Source organism: Shigella sp. FJ200513 (genome assembly GCF_040495915.1).
Taxonomy (GTDB): domain Bacteria; phylum Pseudomonadota; class Gammaproteobacteria; order Enterobacterales; family Enterobacteriaceae; genus ECMA0423.
Genome location: NZ_JBDYCV010000032.1, coordinates 1 through 17,657, shown reverse-complemented (window position 1 = coordinate 17,657; position 17,657 = coordinate 1). Strand labels below are relative to the sequence as shown.

Below are 17,657 nucleotides of genomic sequence, written 5' to 3'. Positions count from 1 at the left end.
AACACTTTTGCCATTTTGCTAACAAACAGGAAGGAGATGCGAGGGAGAACGCGCTCCCTCGAGAGGAAATCAGTGCAGCGCGGCAGTCAAACCCACGGCTACGATCAAACCGAGGACGATAACCGTTGTTACCAGTGAAAATTTAAGGTCGGTGCTCATCAAGTTTTCTCCTTTTTTATTACCACACAAAAAGTGATATTACGCATTTTTACACACTGTGATGAAAAAATCTCCCGTCATTTATAATGATAAGTGTTTTTACCACTTCCCCTTTTCGTCAAGATCGGCCAAAATTCCACGCTTACACTATTTGCGTACTGGCCATTGACCCCTTCCTGACGCTCCGTGTCGTTTTTCCGGCGTACCGCAACACTTTTGTTGTGCGTAAGGTGTGTAAAGGCAAACGTTTACCTTGCGATTTTGCAGGAGCTGAAGTTAGGGTCTGGAGTGAAATGGAATGGCAACAATAAAAGATGTAGCGAAACGAGCAAACGTTTCCACTACAACTGTGTCACACGTGATCAACAAAACACGTTTCGTCGCTGAAGAAACGCGCAACGCCGTGTGGGCAGCGATTAAAGAATTACACTACTCCCCTAGCGCGGTGGCGCGTAGCCTGAAGGTTAACCACACCAAGTCTATCGGTTTGCTGGCGACCAGCAGCGAAGCGGCCTATTTTGCCGAGATCATTGAAGCAGTTGAAAAAAATTGCTTCCAGAAAGGTTACACCCTGATTCTGGGTAATGCGTGGAACAATCTTGAGAAACAGCGGGCTTATCTGTCGATGATGGCGCAAAAACGCGTCGATGGTCTGCTGGTGATGTGTTCTGAGTACCCAGAGCCGTTGCTGGCGATGCTGGAAGAGTATCGCCATATCCCAATGGTGGTGATGGACTGGGGTGAAGCAAAAGCTGACTTCACCGATGCGGTCATTGATAACGCGTTCGAAGGCGGCTACATGGCCGGGCGTTATCTGATTGAACGCGGTCACCGCGAAATCGGCGTCATCCCCGGCCCGCTGGAACGTAACACCGGCGCAGGCCGCCTTGCCGGTTTTATGAAGGCGATGGAAGAAGCGATGATCAAGGTGCCGGAAAGCTGGATTGTGCAGGGTGACTTTGAACCTGAATCCGGTTATCGCGCCATGCAGCAAATCCTGTCGCAGCCGCATCGCCCTACTGCCGTCTTCTGTGGTGGCGATATCATGGCAATGGGCGCACTTTGTGCTGCTGATGAAATGGGCCTGCGCGTCCCGCAGGATGTTTCGCTGATCGGTTATGATAACGTGCGCAACGCGCGCTATTTTACGCCGGCGCTGACCACGATCCATCAGCCAAAAGATTCGCTGGGTGAAACAGCGTTCAACATGCTGTTGGATCGTATCGTCAACAAACGTGAAGAACCGCAGTCCATTGAAGTGCATCCGCGTTTGATTGAACGCCGCTCCGTGGCTGACGGCCCGTTCCGCGACTATCGTCGTTAATCACCCGTTGCGGGAGTCTCTTCCGGCTCCCGCAGCCACTCCTTATTCAGCGTCTCACTATCGCTGAGATACTCAAGCAGCCAGGTTAACGCAGGCGACATATCATTTTGCTGCCATGTCAGACAACATGCCGAATCCGGGAAGGGGTTTTCCAGTTCAAGTGCTACCCACTTCCCCTCATTAAGCCACGGTTTGGCGAAATGTGTTGGCACCATCCCTATGCATAATCCTGCCGAGATACAGGTTGCCGATGATTCCCAGTCAGGTACGACAAGTCTTTTTTGGTTATCCAGCAACCAGGTAATACGTTTAGGTAGCGTTCGCGAGGTGTCTTCGCGCACCAACGACGGCCAGTTGCGCAACGTATCATCGCTGAACGGGCCATCCATCAACGCCAGCGGGTGGTGACTGGCAACAACGCAACTCCAGCTTAGCATCCCCATATCCCGGAAGGCATAACGACCGCCTACCGGAATCGCGCGTGTTGCGCCAATTGCCAGTTCCACGCGCCCGTCGGAAAGCGCATCCCAGACACCGTTGAACACTTCCTGAAAGACAAGAAGTTCGACATCATCAAAATGGCGATAAAAATCAACGATCATCTGCCGTGTACGTTCTGGCCTGACAATATTATCCACTGCGATAGCTAACTGACCGCGCCAGCCGTTCGCTATCTGCTGACATTGCTGGCGGGTGATCTGCATTTTTTTGACAACAGAGCGCCCTTCTTTGAGAAACCACGCTCCAGCAGCGGTCAGCTCCACATCACGGTGCCGTCGTTCAAAGAGCGGTACCGCCAGCCACTCTTCCAGCTGACGCACGGTATAGCTGACCGCAGAAGGAACACGATGCAGCTCCTGTGCCGCAGCGCTAAAACTACCATTACGCGCTACCGCATCAACAACTTCGAGTGAATATTCTGACCACATAGTCTGCCTGCAAAATTTTTGAAACCAGTCATCAAATATTACCGTTTCACAACACTAATTTCACTCCCTACACTTTGCGGCGGTGTTTAATTGAGAGATTTAGAGAATATACATGCAACCTGGGAAAAGATTTTTAGTCTGGCTGGCGGGTTTGAGCGTACTCGGTTTTCTGGCAACCGATATGTATCTGCCTGCTTTCGCCGCCATACAGGCCGACCTGCAAACGCCTGCGTCTGCTGTCAGTGCCAGCCTTAGTCTGTTCCTTGCCGGTTTTGCCGCAGCCCAGCTTCTGTGGGGGCCACTCTCCGACCGTTATGGTCGTAAACCGGTGTTATTAATCGGCCTGACAATTTTTGCGTTAGGTAGTCTGGGGATGCTGTGGGTAGAAAACGCCGCCACGCTGCTGGTATTGCGTTTTGTACAGGCTGTGGGGGTCTGCGCCGCGGCGGTTATCTGGCAAGCATTAGTGACAGATTATTATCCTTCACAGAAAGTCAACCGTATTTTTGCGACCATCATGCCGCTGGTGGGTCTGTCTCCGGCACTGGCTCCCCTGTTAGGAAGCTGGCTGCTGGTCCATTTTTCCTGGCAGGCGATTTTCGCCACCCTGTTTGCCATTACCGTGGTGCTGATTCTGCCTATTTTCTGGCTCAAACCCACGACGAAGGCCCGTAACAATAGTCAGGATGGTCTGACCTTTACCGACCTGCTACGTTCTAAAACCTATCGCGGCAACGTGCTGATATACGCAGCCTGTTCAGCCAGTTTTTTTGCATGGCTGACCGGTTCACCGTTCATCCTTAGTGAAATGGGCTACAGCCCGGCAGTTATTGGTTTAAGTTATGTCCCGCAAACTATCGCGTTTCTGATTGGTGGTTATGGCTGTCGCGCCGCACTGCAGAAATGGCAAGGCAAGCAGTTATTACCGTGGTTGCTGGTGCTGTTTGCTGTCAGCGTCATTGCGACCTGGGCTGCGGGCTTCATTAGCCATGTGTCGCTGGTCGAAATCCTGATCCCATTCTGTGTGATGGCGATTGCCAATGGCGCGATCTACCCTATTGTTGTCGCCCAGGCGCTGCGTCCCTTCCCACATGCAACCGGTCGCGCCGCAGCGTTGCAGAACACTCTGCAACTGGGTCTGTGCTTCCTCGCAAGTCTGGTAGTTTCCTGGCTTATTAGTATCAGCACGCCATTGCTCACCACCACCAGCGTGATGTTATCAACAGTAGTGCTGGTCGCGCTGGGTTACATGATGCAACGTTGTGAAGAAGTTGACTGCCCGAATCATGGCAATGCCGAAGTCGCTCATAGCGAATCACACTGATCTATATCGATATACTTATACTTAGGCTGCTAACAAAATTTTGTTGTATGATTGAAATTAGCGGCCTATACTAATTTCGAGTTGTTAAAGCTACGATAAATATTATGTTTTTACGGGGACAGGATCGTTCCCGACTCACTATGGATGGTCATTTCGGCAAGGGTTCCTCCTTTCCCTCTGTTCTACGTCGGATTATAGACTCGCGGTTTTTTCTGCGAGATTTCTCACAAAGCCCAAAAAGCGTCTACGCTGTTTTAAGGTTCTGATCACCGACCAGTGATGGAGAAACTATGAGTTCATCGTGTATAGAAGAAGTCAGTGTACCGGATGACAACTGGTACCGTATCGCCAACGAATTACTTAGCCGTGCCGGTATAGCCATTAACGGTTCTGCCCCGGCGGATATTCGTGTGAAAAACCCCGATTTTTTTAAACGCGTTCTGCAGGAAGGCTCTTTGGGGTTAGGCGAAAGTTATATGGATGGCTGGTGGGAATGTGACCGACTGGATATGTTTTTTAGCAAAGTCTTACGCGCAGGTCTCGAGAACCAACTCCCCCATCATTTCAAAGACACGCTGCGTATTGCCGGCGCTCGTCTCTTCAATCTGCAGAGTAAAAAACGTGCCTGGATAGTCGGCAAGGAGCATTACGATTTGGGTAATGACTTGTTCAGCCGCATGCTTGATCCCTTCATGCAATATTCCTGCGCTTACTGGAAAGATGCCGATAATCTGGAATCTGCCCAGCAGGCGAAGCTCAAAATGATTTGTGAAAAATTGCAGTTAAAACCAGGGATGCGCGTACTGGATATTGGCTGCGGCTGGGGCGGACTAGCGCACTACATGGCATCTAACTATGACGTAAGCGTGGTCGGCGTCACCATTTCTGCCGAACAGCAAAAAATGGCTCAGGAACGCTGTAAAGGCCTGGATGTCACCATTTTGCTGCAAGATTATCGTGACCTGAACGACCAGTTTGATCGTATTGTTTCTGTGGGGATGTTCGAGCACGTCGGACCGAAAAATTACGATACCTATTTTGCGGTGGTGGATCGTAATTTGAAACCGGAAGGTATATTCCTGCTCCATACTATCGGTTCGAAAAAAACCGATCTGAATGTTGATCCCTGGATTAATAAATATATTTTTCCGAACGGTTGCCTGCCCTCTGTACGCCAGATTGCTCAATCCAGCGAACCCCACTTTGTGATGGAAGACTGGCATAACTTCGGTGCTGATTACGATACTACGTTGATGGCGTGGTATGAACGATTCCTCGCCGCATGGCCAGAAATTGCGGATAACTACAGTGAACGCTTTAAACGGATGTTTACCTATTATCTGAATGCCTGCGCAGGTGCTTTCCGCGCCCGTGATATTCAGCTCTGGCAGGTGGTGTTCTCACGCGGTGTTGAAAACGGCCTTCGAGTCGCTCGCTAAAGGCTATTCTATCGCCCCCTCTTCGGGGGCGAGTTCAGATCAGGCTTCTGTACCTGGTTGATTCATGGCATTTTCTCGTGCCGCCAGCACACGTTCTACCGTATCTACCACTGCCTGAGTTTGTGGATCGATTTCAATGTTGACGCGTGCGCCAAGTTTTTTCTTCCCAAGAGTCGTGCGTTCCAGTGTTTCCGGAATTAAATGGACGCAAAAACGCGTTGGCGTGACTTCGCCGACGGTCAGGCTAATACCGTCGATGCCAATAAATCCTTTGTACAGGATATATTTCATCAACTGACTATCCTGGACTTTAAACCAGATCTGGCGATTATTTTCCGAGGTTAATATTTTCGCCACTTCAGCGGTGGTCATAATATGACCTGACATTAAGTGTCCGCCAATTTCATCACTGAATTTCGCCGCACGCTCAACGTTTACCCAATCCCCCACTTTTAAATCGCCAAGATTGGTAATGCGTAACGTTTCTTTCATCAGGTCAAAACTGACATGGTTGCCGTTAATTTCCGTCACGGTCAGGCAGCAACCGTTATGCGCCACGGAAGCACCGGTTTCCAGGCCGTCCAGCATGTGGTCGGGTAACTCCACCACATGCGTACGAAAATTTGGTTTCTCGTCAATCGACACCAGTTTTGCGGTGCCCTGTACAATCCCCGTAAACATACTTACAACTCCTGAAATCAGTTAAGACATTCTGTTCAGCACAATAGCAGGTGGAAAACGCCCTTACCAGTGAAGGGGTAAGAATGGCTATTTTTTCACTGGAGAATTAATAAATCCTCGCTACAATAGACTGAATTTCCCCTGCTTCTTCTTTTTGCTGCCCATTCAGGCGGCTTTTTAGTCTCTCATATAACTACAAATAAAAGGTGTTCACGTGCAGAAGTATATCAGTGAAGCGCGTCTGTTATTAGCATTAGCAATCCCGGTGATTCTCGCGCAAATCGCCCAAACTGCGATGGGTTTTGTCGATACCGTGATGGCGGGCGGCTATAGTGCCACCGACATGGCGGCGGTCGCTATCGGTACTTCTATCTGGCTTCCGGCGATCCTCTTTGGTCACGGACTGCTGCTGGCATTAACGCCGGTTATCGCGCAATTAAATGGTTCCGGTCGACGTGAGCGCATTGCGCATCAGGTGCGACAAGGTTTCTGGCTGGCAGGTTTTGTTTCCGTTCTCATTATGCTGGTGCTGTGGAATGCAGGTTACATTATCCGCTACATGGAAAACATCGATCCGGCTCTGGCGGACAAAGCCGTGGGTTATCTGCGTGCGTTGTTGTGGGGCGCGCCGGGATATCTGTTCTTCCAGGTTGCCCGTAACCAATGTGAAGGTCTGGCAAAAACCAAGCCGGGTATGGTAATGGGCTTTATCGGCCTGCTGGTGAACATCCCGGTGAACTATATCTTTATTTATGGTCATTTCGGTATGCCTGAGCTCGGTGGCGTTGGTTGTGGCGTGGCTACTGCGGCGGTGTATTGGGTCATGTTCCTTGCCATGGTTTCTTACATTAAACGCGCCCGCTCCATGCGCGATATTCGTAACGAAAAAGGCACCGCTAAGCCCGAGCCTGCGGTTATGAAACGACTGATTCAACTCGGTTTGCCGATTGCGCTGGCACTGTTCTTTGAAGTGACACTGTTTGCCGTCGTGGCTCTGTTAGTGTCTCCGCTCGGTATTGTTGATGTCGCAGGACACCAGATTGCCCTGAACTTTAGTTCACTGATGTTTGTGCTTCCAATGTCGCTGGCGGCAGCGGTAACTATCCGCGTAGGTTATCGTCTGGGTCAGGGCTCAACGCTGGATGCGCAAACCGCTGCGCGGACCGGGCTTATGGTGGGTGTCTGTATGGCAACCCTGACGGCCATTTTCACGGTTTCACTGCGGGAGCAAATCGCCCTGTTGTACAACGACAATCCCGAGGTTGTAACGCTGGCTGCGCATTTGATGTTGCTGGCGGCGGTATATCAGATTTCTGACTCAATCCAGGTGATTGGCAGTGGGATTTTGCGTGGTTATAAAGATACGCGTTCCATTTTCTATATCACCTTTACAGCTTACTGGGTGCTGGGCTTGCCAAGCGGCTATATTCTGGCACTGACCGATCTGGTCGTTGAACCTATGGGGCCAGCAGGCTTCTGGATAGGCTTTATTATCGGCCTGACATCGGCAGCCATTATGATGATGCTGCGTATGCGGTTCCTGCAACGTATGCCGTCAGCCATCATTCTGCAACGAGCGTCCCGCTAATAAAGACAAGGCGCAACCTTCACGGGTTGCGCCTGTGTTTTTACGCAGGCTGGAGCGTTGCGCCAATCCCGTCTTCGTCTGGCTGTAATTTCAGAGCGTTACACAGAGTTTGCCGACTGGCATCTGTTATCTCAACGCGTATATCCCCGTTAACTTCCCCTTTCACATTGATGAAGTCAGGTGAAATTTCTTTCGCACTGGTTTGCAGGCAAATCGCTCCCTCTCCGCGCAGGCGTTTCACTTTCAGTTGCACATGCGTTGCCGCACCAGTGATCAGCCACAGTTTTCCGCCATTCAGATTGATGTTACCAACAATGAAAGTGACGCTGTCACCTTTTACCGTACTGCCGTCGAGAATCAACACACCGCCCTGCTGTACAGTAATCGTTGATTGTTGCAGCTCTGCGCCATAACCAATAATCATTGAAGCGCCGTCCAGTAATGCAACACTCCCGGTCAGTTCAACCGGTGCGCGATCTTCCTCTACGACAAAATTTTCGTCCGCGCTGGTGGGTGACAACAGGATCACTGTTCCACCTTGTATTACCGCATTTTCCAGCGTACCGGCATGCACTTCAGCCCGCCCCCCCACATTCACCGACAGGTTTTGCGTCTTACCGGAACTGTAGAGCTGAAGGCCATCCGTCCCCAGACGATAAATGGATCCATTCTCAACAATAGTGTCAGAGTCTTCACCACCGAGATTATTCATGGTGCCACCAGCAAGCAACGTATCACTGGCTTTCCCGGCCAGCATAAAAACGCCGCCCTGATTAATCTCACAATTGCTGGCTTCTCCACTTGGATACACCAACAATTCACCACCTTCATCTACCACGACCGCTGAGGTTGTCCCATTAACCAACAGGCCGCCCTCTTGATCGAGAATGATTTTTTCCGCGCGATGTCCTTCCAGTACACGCAGGTTACCGCCATTTTCCAGCAACAAACCGCAGGCATAACCCTGATCAACGCTGAATTCACCTTCGGGATGGCGGCCATTAACCGTAGCGAGCGTAGAGAGACTAATTGCGCCTCCCTCGGACTGAACAATATCTGTGGCAATGGCACCGTCGCTGACCGATAGCGTGCCATTGTTACCGTACTGTGTGCATTTGGCGATCCCACCGGTTGCCACTTTCAACCAGCCAGCCCCCGTGACCACGGTATTTTCGGCTCTTCCGCCAGCTTCAACAATCAACTCGCCTTCAGTAAGTTGCGTCGCGCCAAGGACCTCGCCGGTCTTAACAATTTGCACATTCCCGTCGCTCATCAAGTTTTTCGCATCAGATCCCATGATTTATTCCTTTGCTGCATCTGTGTGCCTTTATTGCTACCTAAGTGTAAAGGCTACGGAGGATTTATCCACGACAGATTTGAGATGGTGGCAAACAACTCTGTTTAAACTCTGATACACGAATTATTGGGTTGTATCAGATGTAAATGCGATCCTGAATAAAAATCGCCCTTGCAAATCAACAAAATATAGCCAATTTGCTTAAAAGCTCTGCAAACGGTCGAAATAGCGCAGAAAATTACGTTTTGCCTCTTGCCACCTTTCCACTCTGCCGCTAATATTCGTCCCCGTTGTCACCTACAACGTTGCGTTCATAGCTCAGTTGGTTAGAGCACCACCTTGACATGGTGGGGGTCGTTGGTTCGAGTCCAATTGAACGCACCATCCTGCGTCCGTAGCTCAGTTGGTTAGAGCACCACCTTGACATGGTGGGGGTCGGTGGTTCGAGTCCACTCGGACGCACCAGATTTTCTTAATCTGGTCTTTTCCTTTTTCCCTCTGTTTCTTCTCTGTATCCAATACGTTAAAAGATTTACACTGTCTTCGTATGCGTTATCAGAAGGAGAATCGCTATGGCAACTTTGTTACAACTTCATTTTGCTTTTAATGGCCCATTTGGCGACGCAATGGCTGAGCAGCTTAAACCACTTGCTGAGTCGATTAATCAGGAACCTGGTTTTCTGTGGAAGGTATGGACAGAAAGTGAAAAGAACCACGAAGCCGGTGGGATCTACCTTTTCACTGATGAAAAAAGCGCCCTTGCCTATCTGGAAAAACATACTGCCCGACTGAAAAATCTCGGCGTTGAGGAAGTTGTCGCCAAAGTTTTCGATGTCAATGAGCCACTTAGTCAAATCAATCAGGCAAAACTCGCCTGACAGAATTTAATCAAGGGCGGTTAGCGCCCTTTTCATCCCTGTCTGAAATTTCTCAAATTCTAAAAATCTCAACCAAACTTATCTGATAACACTAAATTCGAAAGAATGCGTACAGGTAAGTAACAATGAAAAAAATTGCTATTGTGGGTGCCGGGCCTACGGGGATCTACACCTTATTCTCGCTTCTACAGCAACAAACTCCACTTTCTATTTCTATCTTCGAGCAGGCTGACGAGGCCGGTGTCGGGATGCCATACAGTGATGAGGAAAACTCAAAAATGATGCTGGCAAATATTGCCAGTATTGAAATACCGCCGATTAATTGTACGTATCTCGAATGGCTACAAAAGCAAGAAGCCAGCCATCTCCAGCGTTATGGCGTTAAAAAAGAAACCTTGCACGATCGTCAGTTTTTACCGCGAATTCTGCTGGGCGAATATTTCCGCGATCAATTTTTACGATTAGTAGACCAGGCACGACAGCAAAAATTTGCAGTGGCTGTTTATGAATCATGCCAGGTTACCGATCTGCAAATTACAAATGCTGGCGTCATGCTCGCTACAAATCAGGATTTACCCAGCGAGACGTTTGATTTAGCGGTGATTGCCACGGGTCACGTCTGGCCTGATGAAGAAGAAGCAACCAGAACGTATTTTCCCAGCCCGTGGTCAGGCCTGATGGAAGCAAAGGTCGATGCGTGTAACGTGGGTATTATGGGAACATCCTTGAGCGGACTGGATGCGGCAATGGCAGTGGCTATTCAGCATGGTTCGTTCATTGAAGATGATAAACAACACGTCGTTTTTCACCGCGATAACGCAAGTGAAAAGCTAAATATTACGTTGATGTCGCGCACGGGTATTTTACCCGAAGCCGATTTCTATTGCCCTATTCCCTACGAGCCCTTACACATCGTCACCGATCAGGCATTAAATGCTGAGATTCAAAAAGGTGAAGAGGGCCTTTTGGATCGGGTATTTAGATTGATAGTAGAGGAAATCAAGTTTGCTGATCCAGACTGGAGCCAACGCATAGCCTTAGAGAGCCTGAATGTCGATTCCTTTGCTCAAGCCTGGTTTGCCGAGCGCAAACAACGCGACCCATTTGACTGGGCAGAAAAAAATCTCCAGGAAGTCGAACGCAATAAACGAGAAAAACATACTGTTCCCTGGCGTTATGTCATTCTGCGCCTGCATGAAGCCGTACAGGAAATTGTTCCTCATCTGAATGAACACGACCATAAACGGTTCAGTAAAGGCCTTGCCAGGGTTTTCATCGATAATTATGCGGCAATCCCTTCAGAGTCTATTCGTCGACTACTGGCCTTACGTGAAGCGGGGATCTGAAATCCCTGATGTTGGCGAAGATTATACGTTACAGCAACCCGAAGATATTCGTGGACGCGTAGCGTTCGGCGCGTTGCCCTGGTTGATGCACGACCAGCCTTTCGTTCAGGGACTTACGGCATGTGCAGAAATTGGTGAGGCGATGGCTCGGGCGGTCGTAAAGCCTGCATCCCGTGCTCGTCGGCGTCTTTCGTTTGATTAAAGGTAAAGCTATCAGCACTCAACAAACTGATGCTGTTCATTAAGACGATAGCGGACTCCGGTTCGAATATTGTTTTCACCTTCAATGGCGACGGCGAAGCGAACTCTTTCGCCGTCATGATATGCCAGTGCGGCGCTTCCCCCTAGCCCGAGAATAATTGAGTCGACCACGCCCGTGCTCACTACCGTTGAATTTTCACCGCTGGCAATGATGTGTACATTGTCGCCGCTGTTGGCAATTCTGGCGTTTGCGCCAAAGCTGGCGATTTGCACCAGGTCACCATTACTGGCGACATGACACCGTTCACCCAATGTACAAACGCGTACTCGCATTCCGGTATTCGCAATCCGACTACTATCTCCAGCGCTGCTTATCCGCGAAGAATTACCGGTTACAGCAACCCGTGCGCGTTCACCGGAGCTGCCAATGTGACTGTTAAAGCCGACACTTCCAATCCGCACGCTATAACCCATACTGGCAATTTGCGCGGCATACCCAGCGGTTGCGATTCGGGCGTTATCCTCACAACAGCCGATGCGAGCATGATCGTCGCTGCGGGCAAACTGACTGCAAAATGGTATCTCTCCGGGGTCTGTGGCCAGTTTTTGCATAGAGGAAACTTCCTGATGCGCGAAGTTTTCATCCGCCAGCCATTTTTTCCACGCATACTCAACCAGACTCTCCGCCCAGTCCGTATATCCTTCCTCAATCAGTGCATGACGAATATCGGCATAACTACCGCCGCGTGGGAAATGGCGCAGGAACCAGCGATACATCACCGCTCCGATACGCCATTCTCGCAGGTCTGCTCGTGTAATGATCATTCGTTAGTGCCGGTGATAGCCATCGACCATGCTTTTAAAGGTTTCGTGTGGCGTACGCCCCGTGGTGCAAAGATAAAGATGACCGAAGATAAAAAAGAGGCTTATAAATGCCAGAGCAAAATGCGCCTGCAATAACCAGTATCTTACGCCAGGAAACACATCTCCCACGGCTTGCGGATAGAGACACAACAGCCCCGTCAATAGTAACAACGGCAGCAATCCATACATGACACCAACATAGGCGACCTGCTGTAAGGGATTAAATTTAGACTGTGTTGTTGCCGGGAAAGGATGTTCTTCCCCCTGCATAATGCCAAACAAATAAAATCGCGTTTGTTTTGCCGCTCGTTCCAGCCACCCCTGACGACGAATGCGATAGTGGTGACCATTATCCCCAACGGCATTGATCAGCACAAAGCCGAGCCAGCATGCCAGTAACAAAAATCCGCAAACTTCATGCACCGCAACCAGACTTTTAACCGCAGTTGCGCCCACCATCGCAAAGTGATTTATCAGCCCACTTGCCAGCAACAATACAAAGAGTAACGCATTCGACCAGTGCCATAATCTGACCGCTTTGCTGTAAAGATAAACCTTCTCACCATGATCGGTGGCTGATTTCTTCACGCCACGAGCACGAAGCAAGGCGTGCAGCCCCAGCACCAACCACATCCCAACCAGCAATACTCCGGCAATGATCAACCACACCGGCCAAAATTCGGGAGTGAACTGTGGCACATAGTTCGCTAACTGGCTCTGAAACTGTTCAGCATGTTGCGACGGGTTCATACATTTTCCTTTTTAATCAAATGTTGACCGAACCGGCGATACAGATGCGGTTTTCCGGCACCAGGTAGCTGATATTGATAGTATTTATTATCCTGCAACCACGCCTGAATTTCTGGGCTATCTTCGCGACCAAAGATCAATGCGTGTTCCGGACAGGCGCTGACGCAAATGGGCGGAAAGCCTTTTGCCAGTCGGGACTCAGCGCAGAAATCACATTTATCTGCCACTTTAGTGACAGGGTTAAGGTAGCGAACCAGGTACGGACAAGCGCCAATGCAATAACTGCAGCCGATGCACTGCGATTTTTCTACCCGCACGATCCCCTGCTCATCACGCCACGATGCCCCCGTCGGGCATACGTCGATGCACGGAGCATCTTCGCAGTGCTGACATGACTGGCGAAAAAAGTGATACTGCGTTTCGTTGTCGTTATCGGTGACTGGAATGTGTGCTATCGATAAACGGCTTCCCTGAGCGGGGACGTGGTTAGTTTTACGGCATGCGCGGGCGCAAATATTACAGCCATTGCACCGTGACTCGTCATGAATCATGGCATACCGAACTTCCTTTTCTTGCCTCGTGTTCGCTAACAGAGAAGACGCAGAACCAGTAAAAAAGATTACTGTTCCCATCCCCAGAACAAATTTGCGTCGAGTGAAGGACATCTGATTATCCCCTAATGCAGTGGCTGCAACTGTCCACCCTATCCATGACATCTCCCTGAAATTTCAGGGGTTCTGAAACTGCTCTACCTCGAACCATTCGCATAAGCCATAAGCCTTGCCATAGGTCATAAATCGCTCGCTAAACAAGTACAACACCGCCGTCGATGACTCCACCTGCCGTATATCGGCATATTCAGGTGCAACATCCATCGCGGCGATCGCGGCTTCAATCTGCGCTTCCTGGAAGTAATATGGCGCTTGCATCAGCATGGCGACTTTGTAAGGACGAGGATACGTCTGGCACTCAAAACGAACGGCGTGTGCAATGGCGCGACAAATGTCCTGCTCCACAACTTGCAAAGACATCGCCGCGTAGTTTTCACTCATGGCCTGCGTTGAGTAATAGTAATCATCCTGACTTCCCGTCATACAAGCGATATCCGCGTAGTCTCCGTTCTGCTTAATGCTTTCCAGCAAAACTGACAGTTCCTCTTCTGCAACCGAATAGGGTGGCGAGAGAAACACGGTGCGCGCCACCAGCTGCCCAGCCGCAGAATGCTGGCGAATGAACTCAGCCAGGATTTCAGCAGGTTCTGGTTCGGTTACCGTATCAACGGGGTGACGCATCCCCTGCAACCATTGCCGCTTCGCCTCGTCAACTTCGCTGACTTTCGCTAACGGCAATTCATCCTGATGGTTCATCTTACCCATTCCTTACGCAGGCAGTAGATTGTGTGCTGCCAGATCGGCGGCAATATCTTCCAGCCCCAGACGCTGCAATGTTTCGCGGGTTGGACAACCAAGCTGTGGGTCCCAGCCCATTTCTTTGTAGAACATCGTGAGCGAAGCATGCATATCGTCACGATCCATTTTGTCAGTACCTTCAGTAAAGACCGGGATCTGCGGATCCTTGTCGAAAACCCAGGAACAGATAAGATCGTGTTCATTACGCATATCTTTGGTTTGCATCGGTTTTACCGTGTAGGCACGATGCAACGTAAAGATACGCTCTGCAGCTAAATCTAATTTTTCCTGAGTCATCTCTTCGCCGGTGATCGCTTTGAAGAATTTGGCTTCAAGCGCCAGATCGCCCCGGTAATTACGGCTTTTCAGCGGCGAAACGGTCATTGGCCAGACCCAGTTGCACAGAGTGACGGCGTTATGCAAACAGACCCGCAACAGCGACCACTTTGCATATTTAATTTTTGCGTCATTGATTGGCGTGTAGTTTTTGGTTTCATCGTAAGCATCTTCAGAACCAAAAAGTTCTTTCGCCACTTCACGTTGCAGTTTCAATGGCAAGCCGGAACCAATAAAGTTGATATGGGTATGCGTCATGCAGTCACGGTTGAACATACACTTAACAATGGAACCGACCTGCGCTGACGCTTCATTGGCATGGTGAACCGGATAGCCAAACGGCGACCAGAGTTTATTTTTCGCGTAGCCCCAGTACTCTTTACCCAAATTCCAGCGTTCTGCGATGGCATATGAACCATCAGCCAGGTGACTCAGCTCACCCACACGATGCGCCAGACGGTAGTAAAAATCTTTAATGAAGTTAACGTCACCCGCTTCCAGTTGATCCCAGCGAATTTCTGCATACTCTTCAGCTGGCAGAACACGCTTGAACACACCTTTGCTGTAACAATAAGTAAAGTCGCGATGCAACTGCCCGTAGTTACACCATAGGCCGTAGTCATCGAACAAATTCAGACCAACCAGGTTACCAATCACACGACCATCGTCTTTATCTTCAAAATCTTTCGGCCCGTTCGGGAAGATGGTGGTATGGACAAAGTTTGCTACACAAGTGTTACCACCTGTGCTGGGCACGCCAAACTCTTTCACCCGAGGAATATTCATTTGGGTCATACAACGGATCGGGCAAGAGTGGCAGCCGCTCATTTTTACTGTGTATTTCTCTGCCGCCGGTCCTAAGTCAAAAACGGATTTATAGGTACGAAAGCCGACCGTATTCTGATTGCCTGGCGGAATTTCACCCGTTTCAATCGGACCACCTTCAGCCGCGCCCCAAAACAGCCCTTTACGTGCTGTCCAGCGTGACTTGGGATCTGCGTACTTGGCACGACATGGTTGTTATTCGCACCAATAAGTTCAGTCATCATGTAATCATTGAGACGCTTCATCTCCTGACGATCGGCAATGTTGACCCCTTTCGTCCCTTCAACCGCAATCGCTTTCAGGTTTTTCGAACCCATTATTGCGCCAGTTCCCGCACCGCCGCTGTGGTTACGGCTATTCAACATGCCAGAGAGAGGAATAAGGTTTTCCCCAGCCTGACCAATAGCCGCCACACAGGTTTCCGGGCTGGTCAATCGACAAATTTCTTCCGTCGTTGCGCGCGTCCCTTTTCCCCATAAGAAATCGGCTTTTTCCAGGCTAACTTTGTCATCTTTAATCTTCAGCCATACCGGTGATTTCGCCTTCCCTTCGATAATAATGACGTCGTATCCAGCGAATTTCATTTGCGCTGCAAAAAAGCCACCCATATGGGCATCGCGACTAAATTTCCTTTGGTAAAAGTAGAAAGTGAGGTGATATTTACGCGAGAACTACAGGGGGCACCAGATCCAGGTAATGGGCCGGTAGCAAAGACTAATTTATTCGCTTCATCGAAAGGTTTCGTGCCTAGCGGTACTTCGTCATACATAATTTTGTAGCCGAAGCCCATGCCACCGACAAAACTTTTAAACTTACTGGAATCTTCGAGGGTAATATTTCCTGTCGTGAGATTGACTCTTAATATATTACCTGTCCAACCGTTAGCCATGATTTTTTCCTTTGCAAGATTCACACAGTAATATCTTTCCACTCGATAATTTTTAACGCCCCTGTTGGGCAGGCGTTTGCGCATTCACCGCATAACACACATTTCGAGGATTTTTTACTTTCGGTATTTACGGTGGCCATCATCCACGGGCATGCCGTAGTACAGGCGCTACAGCCAATACAACGTTTATGATCGACGGTAATACAGCCTTCTTTCTGCTGCCAGGTAATCGCACCAATCGGGCAGACGTTCATGCATTGCGGCTCTTTGCATTGACGGCAGGTGTCCGCGGTATAGTTGAGATCGCCATACAGGCCGCCGCCAGAGCCAACCCCGTTGTCGCCAAAGAAATAATTGCGATGGATTTTGATACGGGAGAAGAATGTCCCTACTGAGCCATCGTTGAAGTTGGTACAAGAGATTTCACAGCGGTGGCAACCCGTGCATCGCGCTCGCTGGGTCACCAGCACCCCTTTGGGTGTATTTATCAACCCTACTGTGCCGCTATCAATATCTTCCTGTTTGCAACCCAAAAGTGACAGTAACGCAGGGGCAATTGTTAGACCAGCAAGGCCTTTTCCTGATATACGCAAGAATTCTAATCGCGTTAAGCCAATATCTAATAGTGGACGATCAACCGGGTTCATTTATTTCGCATCCTCTTCGCAAACACAGTGCTGACAATTCAGCAGCCTGATATTAAGCATTCAACTAATACGCTGCTGACTCTGTCCCCAACACCAGATATTTTCCCTAACCCGATAGTGTATGAGAAAAGATTTAACGCCGATAAACTAATCCTTTATGGTTAGGAGAAAAAATAATGTGATTATTCTGAGCCCTTAACATTGATCGTTATCAATTAAAATTACAAAGCAAGAAATTATAAGCGAACTGATATTTATTATCATTTGAAATAAATTTAACTTAAGCGACAATCATTTGTGACGTTCATTGCAGAAAATAAAAATAACATTATCGCTATAAATTAAAATACATACCGAAATTCGTATAATTTCAGCAGTTGTTATTTAGAATGATTAACTGGACCGCAACTGAAGCAAGAATATCAGGATGAAGCTTACCGCCTCATCCTGAATGGTCATTTTACCAGTGCGTTAATGACGGTTTCCATCGCCTGCTTTTCCAGCTCACTGCGCTGAATGCGTTTATTGGCTAATGCTGTACGTAATACGCCTGCGATAACAATATGCTTTGGTTCCTGCCCCAGATCGCGCATTTCCAGCACAACTTTACCGACAACTCTGCACATTTCTCGGTACAGTTCATCCTCTTTTGTCCGATTTCCCATTCTTTATACCTATTTATCATGCCAACTATCAGGTAATGCTGCCAACTTACTGATTTAGTGTATGATGGTGATTTTAAGGTGCTTGCGTGGCTTCCATTTCCATCAG

The 17,657-nt window shown here is 49.2% G+C and carries 15 protein-coding genes, 2 tRNA genes and 2 pseudogenes; 8 read left to right on the top strand and 11 right to left on the bottom strand.

What is annotated here, in order from left to right; translation table 11 throughout:
* Positions 1 to 69: 69 nt before the first annotated feature.
* Positions 70 to 159: a cytochrome bd-I accessory subunit CydH gene (gene cydH, locus ABZJ92_RS09275; RefSeq protein WP_032155892.1), complete on the bottom strand. Its 90-nt coding sequence runs from the start codon at positions 157 to 159 to the stop codon at positions 70 to 72.
* Between the two features lie 298 nt (positions 160 to 457).
* On the opposite strand from cydH, the gene purR reads away from it, so the two are divergent.
* Positions 458 to 1,483 (top strand): HTH-type transcriptional repressor PurR, encoded by a 1,026-nt coding sequence (purR, locus tag ABZJ92_RS09270; RefSeq protein WP_000190982.1) that lies wholly within the window; start codon positions 458 to 460, stop codon positions 1,481 to 1,483.
* Here purR and punR read toward each other — a convergent pair.
* Positions 1,480 to 2,412 (bottom strand): DNA-binding transcriptional activator PunR, encoded by a 933-nt coding sequence (gene punR, locus ABZJ92_RS09265; RefSeq protein ID WP_000269495.1) that lies wholly within the window; start codon positions 2,410 to 2,412, stop codon positions 1,480 to 1,482. The two genes, purR and punR, sit on opposite strands and share 4 nt — an antisense overlap.
* Positions 2,413 to 2,524: 112 nt before the next feature.
* On the opposite strand from punR, the gene punC reads away from it, so the two are divergent.
* Both punC and cfa read left to right on the top strand, forming a co-directional pair.
* Positions 2,525 to 3,736, top strand: coding sequence for a purine nucleoside transporter PunC (punC, locus tag ABZJ92_RS09260; protein WP_001182361.1), 1,212 nt, complete (start codon positions 2,525 to 2,527; stop codon positions 3,734 to 3,736).
* 290 nt (positions 3,737 to 4,026) lie between these two features.
* Entirely contained in the window at positions 4,027 to 5,175 is a 1,149-nt protein-coding gene (gene cfa / locus ABZJ92_RS09255; RefSeq protein ID WP_000098906.1) for a cyclopropane fatty acyl phospholipid synthase, read from the top strand.
* 39 nt (positions 5,176 to 5,214) lie between these two features.
* Here cfa and ribE read toward each other — a convergent pair whose 3' ends face one another.
* Complete coding sequence (gene ribE, locus ABZJ92_RS09250) at positions 5,215 to 5,856, bottom strand: riboflavin synthase (RefSeq protein ID WP_000493947.1); 642 nt, start codon at positions 5,854 to 5,856, stop codon at positions 5,215 to 5,217.
* Positions 5,857 to 6,070: 214 nt separating this feature from the next.
* On the opposite strand from ribE, the gene mdtK reads away from it, so the two are divergent.
* Positions 6,071 to 7,444, top strand: a complete 1,374-nt coding sequence (mdtK, locus tag ABZJ92_RS09245) for a multidrug efflux MATE transporter MdtK (RefSeq protein ID WP_001174969.1) — start codon at positions 6,071 to 6,073, stop codon at positions 7,442 to 7,444.
* Between the two features lie 40 nt (positions 7,445 to 7,484).
* Here mdtK and ABZJ92_RS09240 read toward each other — a convergent pair whose 3' ends face one another.
* On the bottom strand, positions 7,485 to 8,741 hold the full coding sequence (locus tag ABZJ92_RS09240) for an AIDA repeat-containing protein (RefSeq protein ID WP_000534313.1): 1,257 nt from the start codon (positions 8,739 to 8,741) through the stop codon (positions 7,485 to 7,487).
* A gap of 307 nt (positions 8,742 to 9,048) precedes the next feature.
* Here ABZJ92_RS09240 and ABZJ92_RS09235 point away from each other — a divergent pair.
* From ABZJ92_RS09235 to ABZJ92_RS09220, 4 genes and pseudogenes are all read left to right on the top strand, one after another.
* Positions 9,049 to 9,125 (top strand) — tRNA-Val (locus ABZJ92_RS09235).
* A gap of 4 nt (positions 9,126 to 9,129) precedes the next feature.
* Positions 9,130 to 9,206 (top strand) — tRNA-Val (locus ABZJ92_RS09230).
* Positions 9,207 to 9,313: 107 nt separating this feature from the next.
* Positions 9,314 to 9,619: a monooxygenase gene (locus ABZJ92_RS09225; protein WP_000212657.1), complete on the top strand. Its 306-nt coding sequence runs from the start codon at positions 9,314 to 9,316 to the stop codon at positions 9,617 to 9,619.
* 125 nt (positions 9,620 to 9,744) lie between these two features.
* A pseudogene (locus ABZJ92_RS09220) lies at positions 9,745 to 11,167 on the top strand (FAD-NAD(P)-binding protein).
* An 11-nt stretch (positions 11,168 to 11,178) separates the two neighbouring features.
* Here ABZJ92_RS09220 and ydhT read toward each other — a convergent pair.
* The 7 genes and pseudogenes from ydhT to fumD all read right to left on the bottom strand — a co-directional run bounded on the left by ydhT (position 11,179) and on the right by fumD (position 17,551).
* Positions 11,179 to 11,991: a protein YdhT gene (ydhT, locus tag ABZJ92_RS09215; RefSeq protein ID WP_000587595.1), complete on the bottom strand. Its 813-nt coding sequence runs from the start codon at positions 11,989 to 11,991 to the stop codon at positions 11,179 to 11,181.
* A 3-nt stretch (positions 11,992 to 11,994) separates the two neighbouring features.
* Positions 11,995 to 12,780 (bottom strand): thiosulfate reductase cytochrome B subunit, encoded by a 786-nt coding sequence (phsC, locus tag ABZJ92_RS09210; protein WP_001069986.1) that lies wholly within the window; start codon positions 12,778 to 12,780, stop codon positions 11,995 to 11,997.
* Positions 12,777 to 13,445, bottom strand: coding sequence for a 4Fe-4S dicluster domain-containing protein (locus ABZJ92_RS09205; protein ID WP_045177720.1), 669 nt, complete (start codon positions 13,443 to 13,445; stop codon positions 12,777 to 12,779). Before ABZJ92_RS09205 ends, phsC begins: the two co-directional genes overlap by 4 nt.
* A gap of 63 nt (positions 13,446 to 13,508) precedes the next feature.
* Positions 13,509 to 14,147: a YdhW family putative oxidoreductase system protein gene (locus tag ABZJ92_RS09200; protein WP_001344535.1), complete on the bottom strand. Its 639-nt coding sequence runs from the start codon at positions 14,145 to 14,147 to the stop codon at positions 13,509 to 13,511.
* Positions 14,148 to 14,159: 12 nt separating this feature from the next.
* Positions 14,160 to 16,239, bottom strand: a pseudogene (locus ABZJ92_RS09195) (aldehyde ferredoxin oxidoreductase).
* A 20-nt stretch (positions 16,240 to 16,259) separates the two neighbouring features.
* Positions 16,260 to 16,886, bottom strand: coding sequence for a ferredoxin-like protein (locus ABZJ92_RS09190; RefSeq protein WP_001070230.1), 627 nt, complete (start codon positions 16,884 to 16,886; stop codon positions 16,260 to 16,262).
* A 455-nt stretch (positions 16,887 to 17,341) separates the two neighbouring features.
* Complete coding sequence (gene fumD / locus ABZJ92_RS09185; protein WP_000528342.1) at positions 17,342 to 17,551, bottom strand: fumarate hydratase FumD; 210 nt, start codon at positions 17,549 to 17,551, stop codon at positions 17,342 to 17,344.
* Between the last annotated feature and the right edge of the window lie 106 nt (positions 17,552 to 17,657).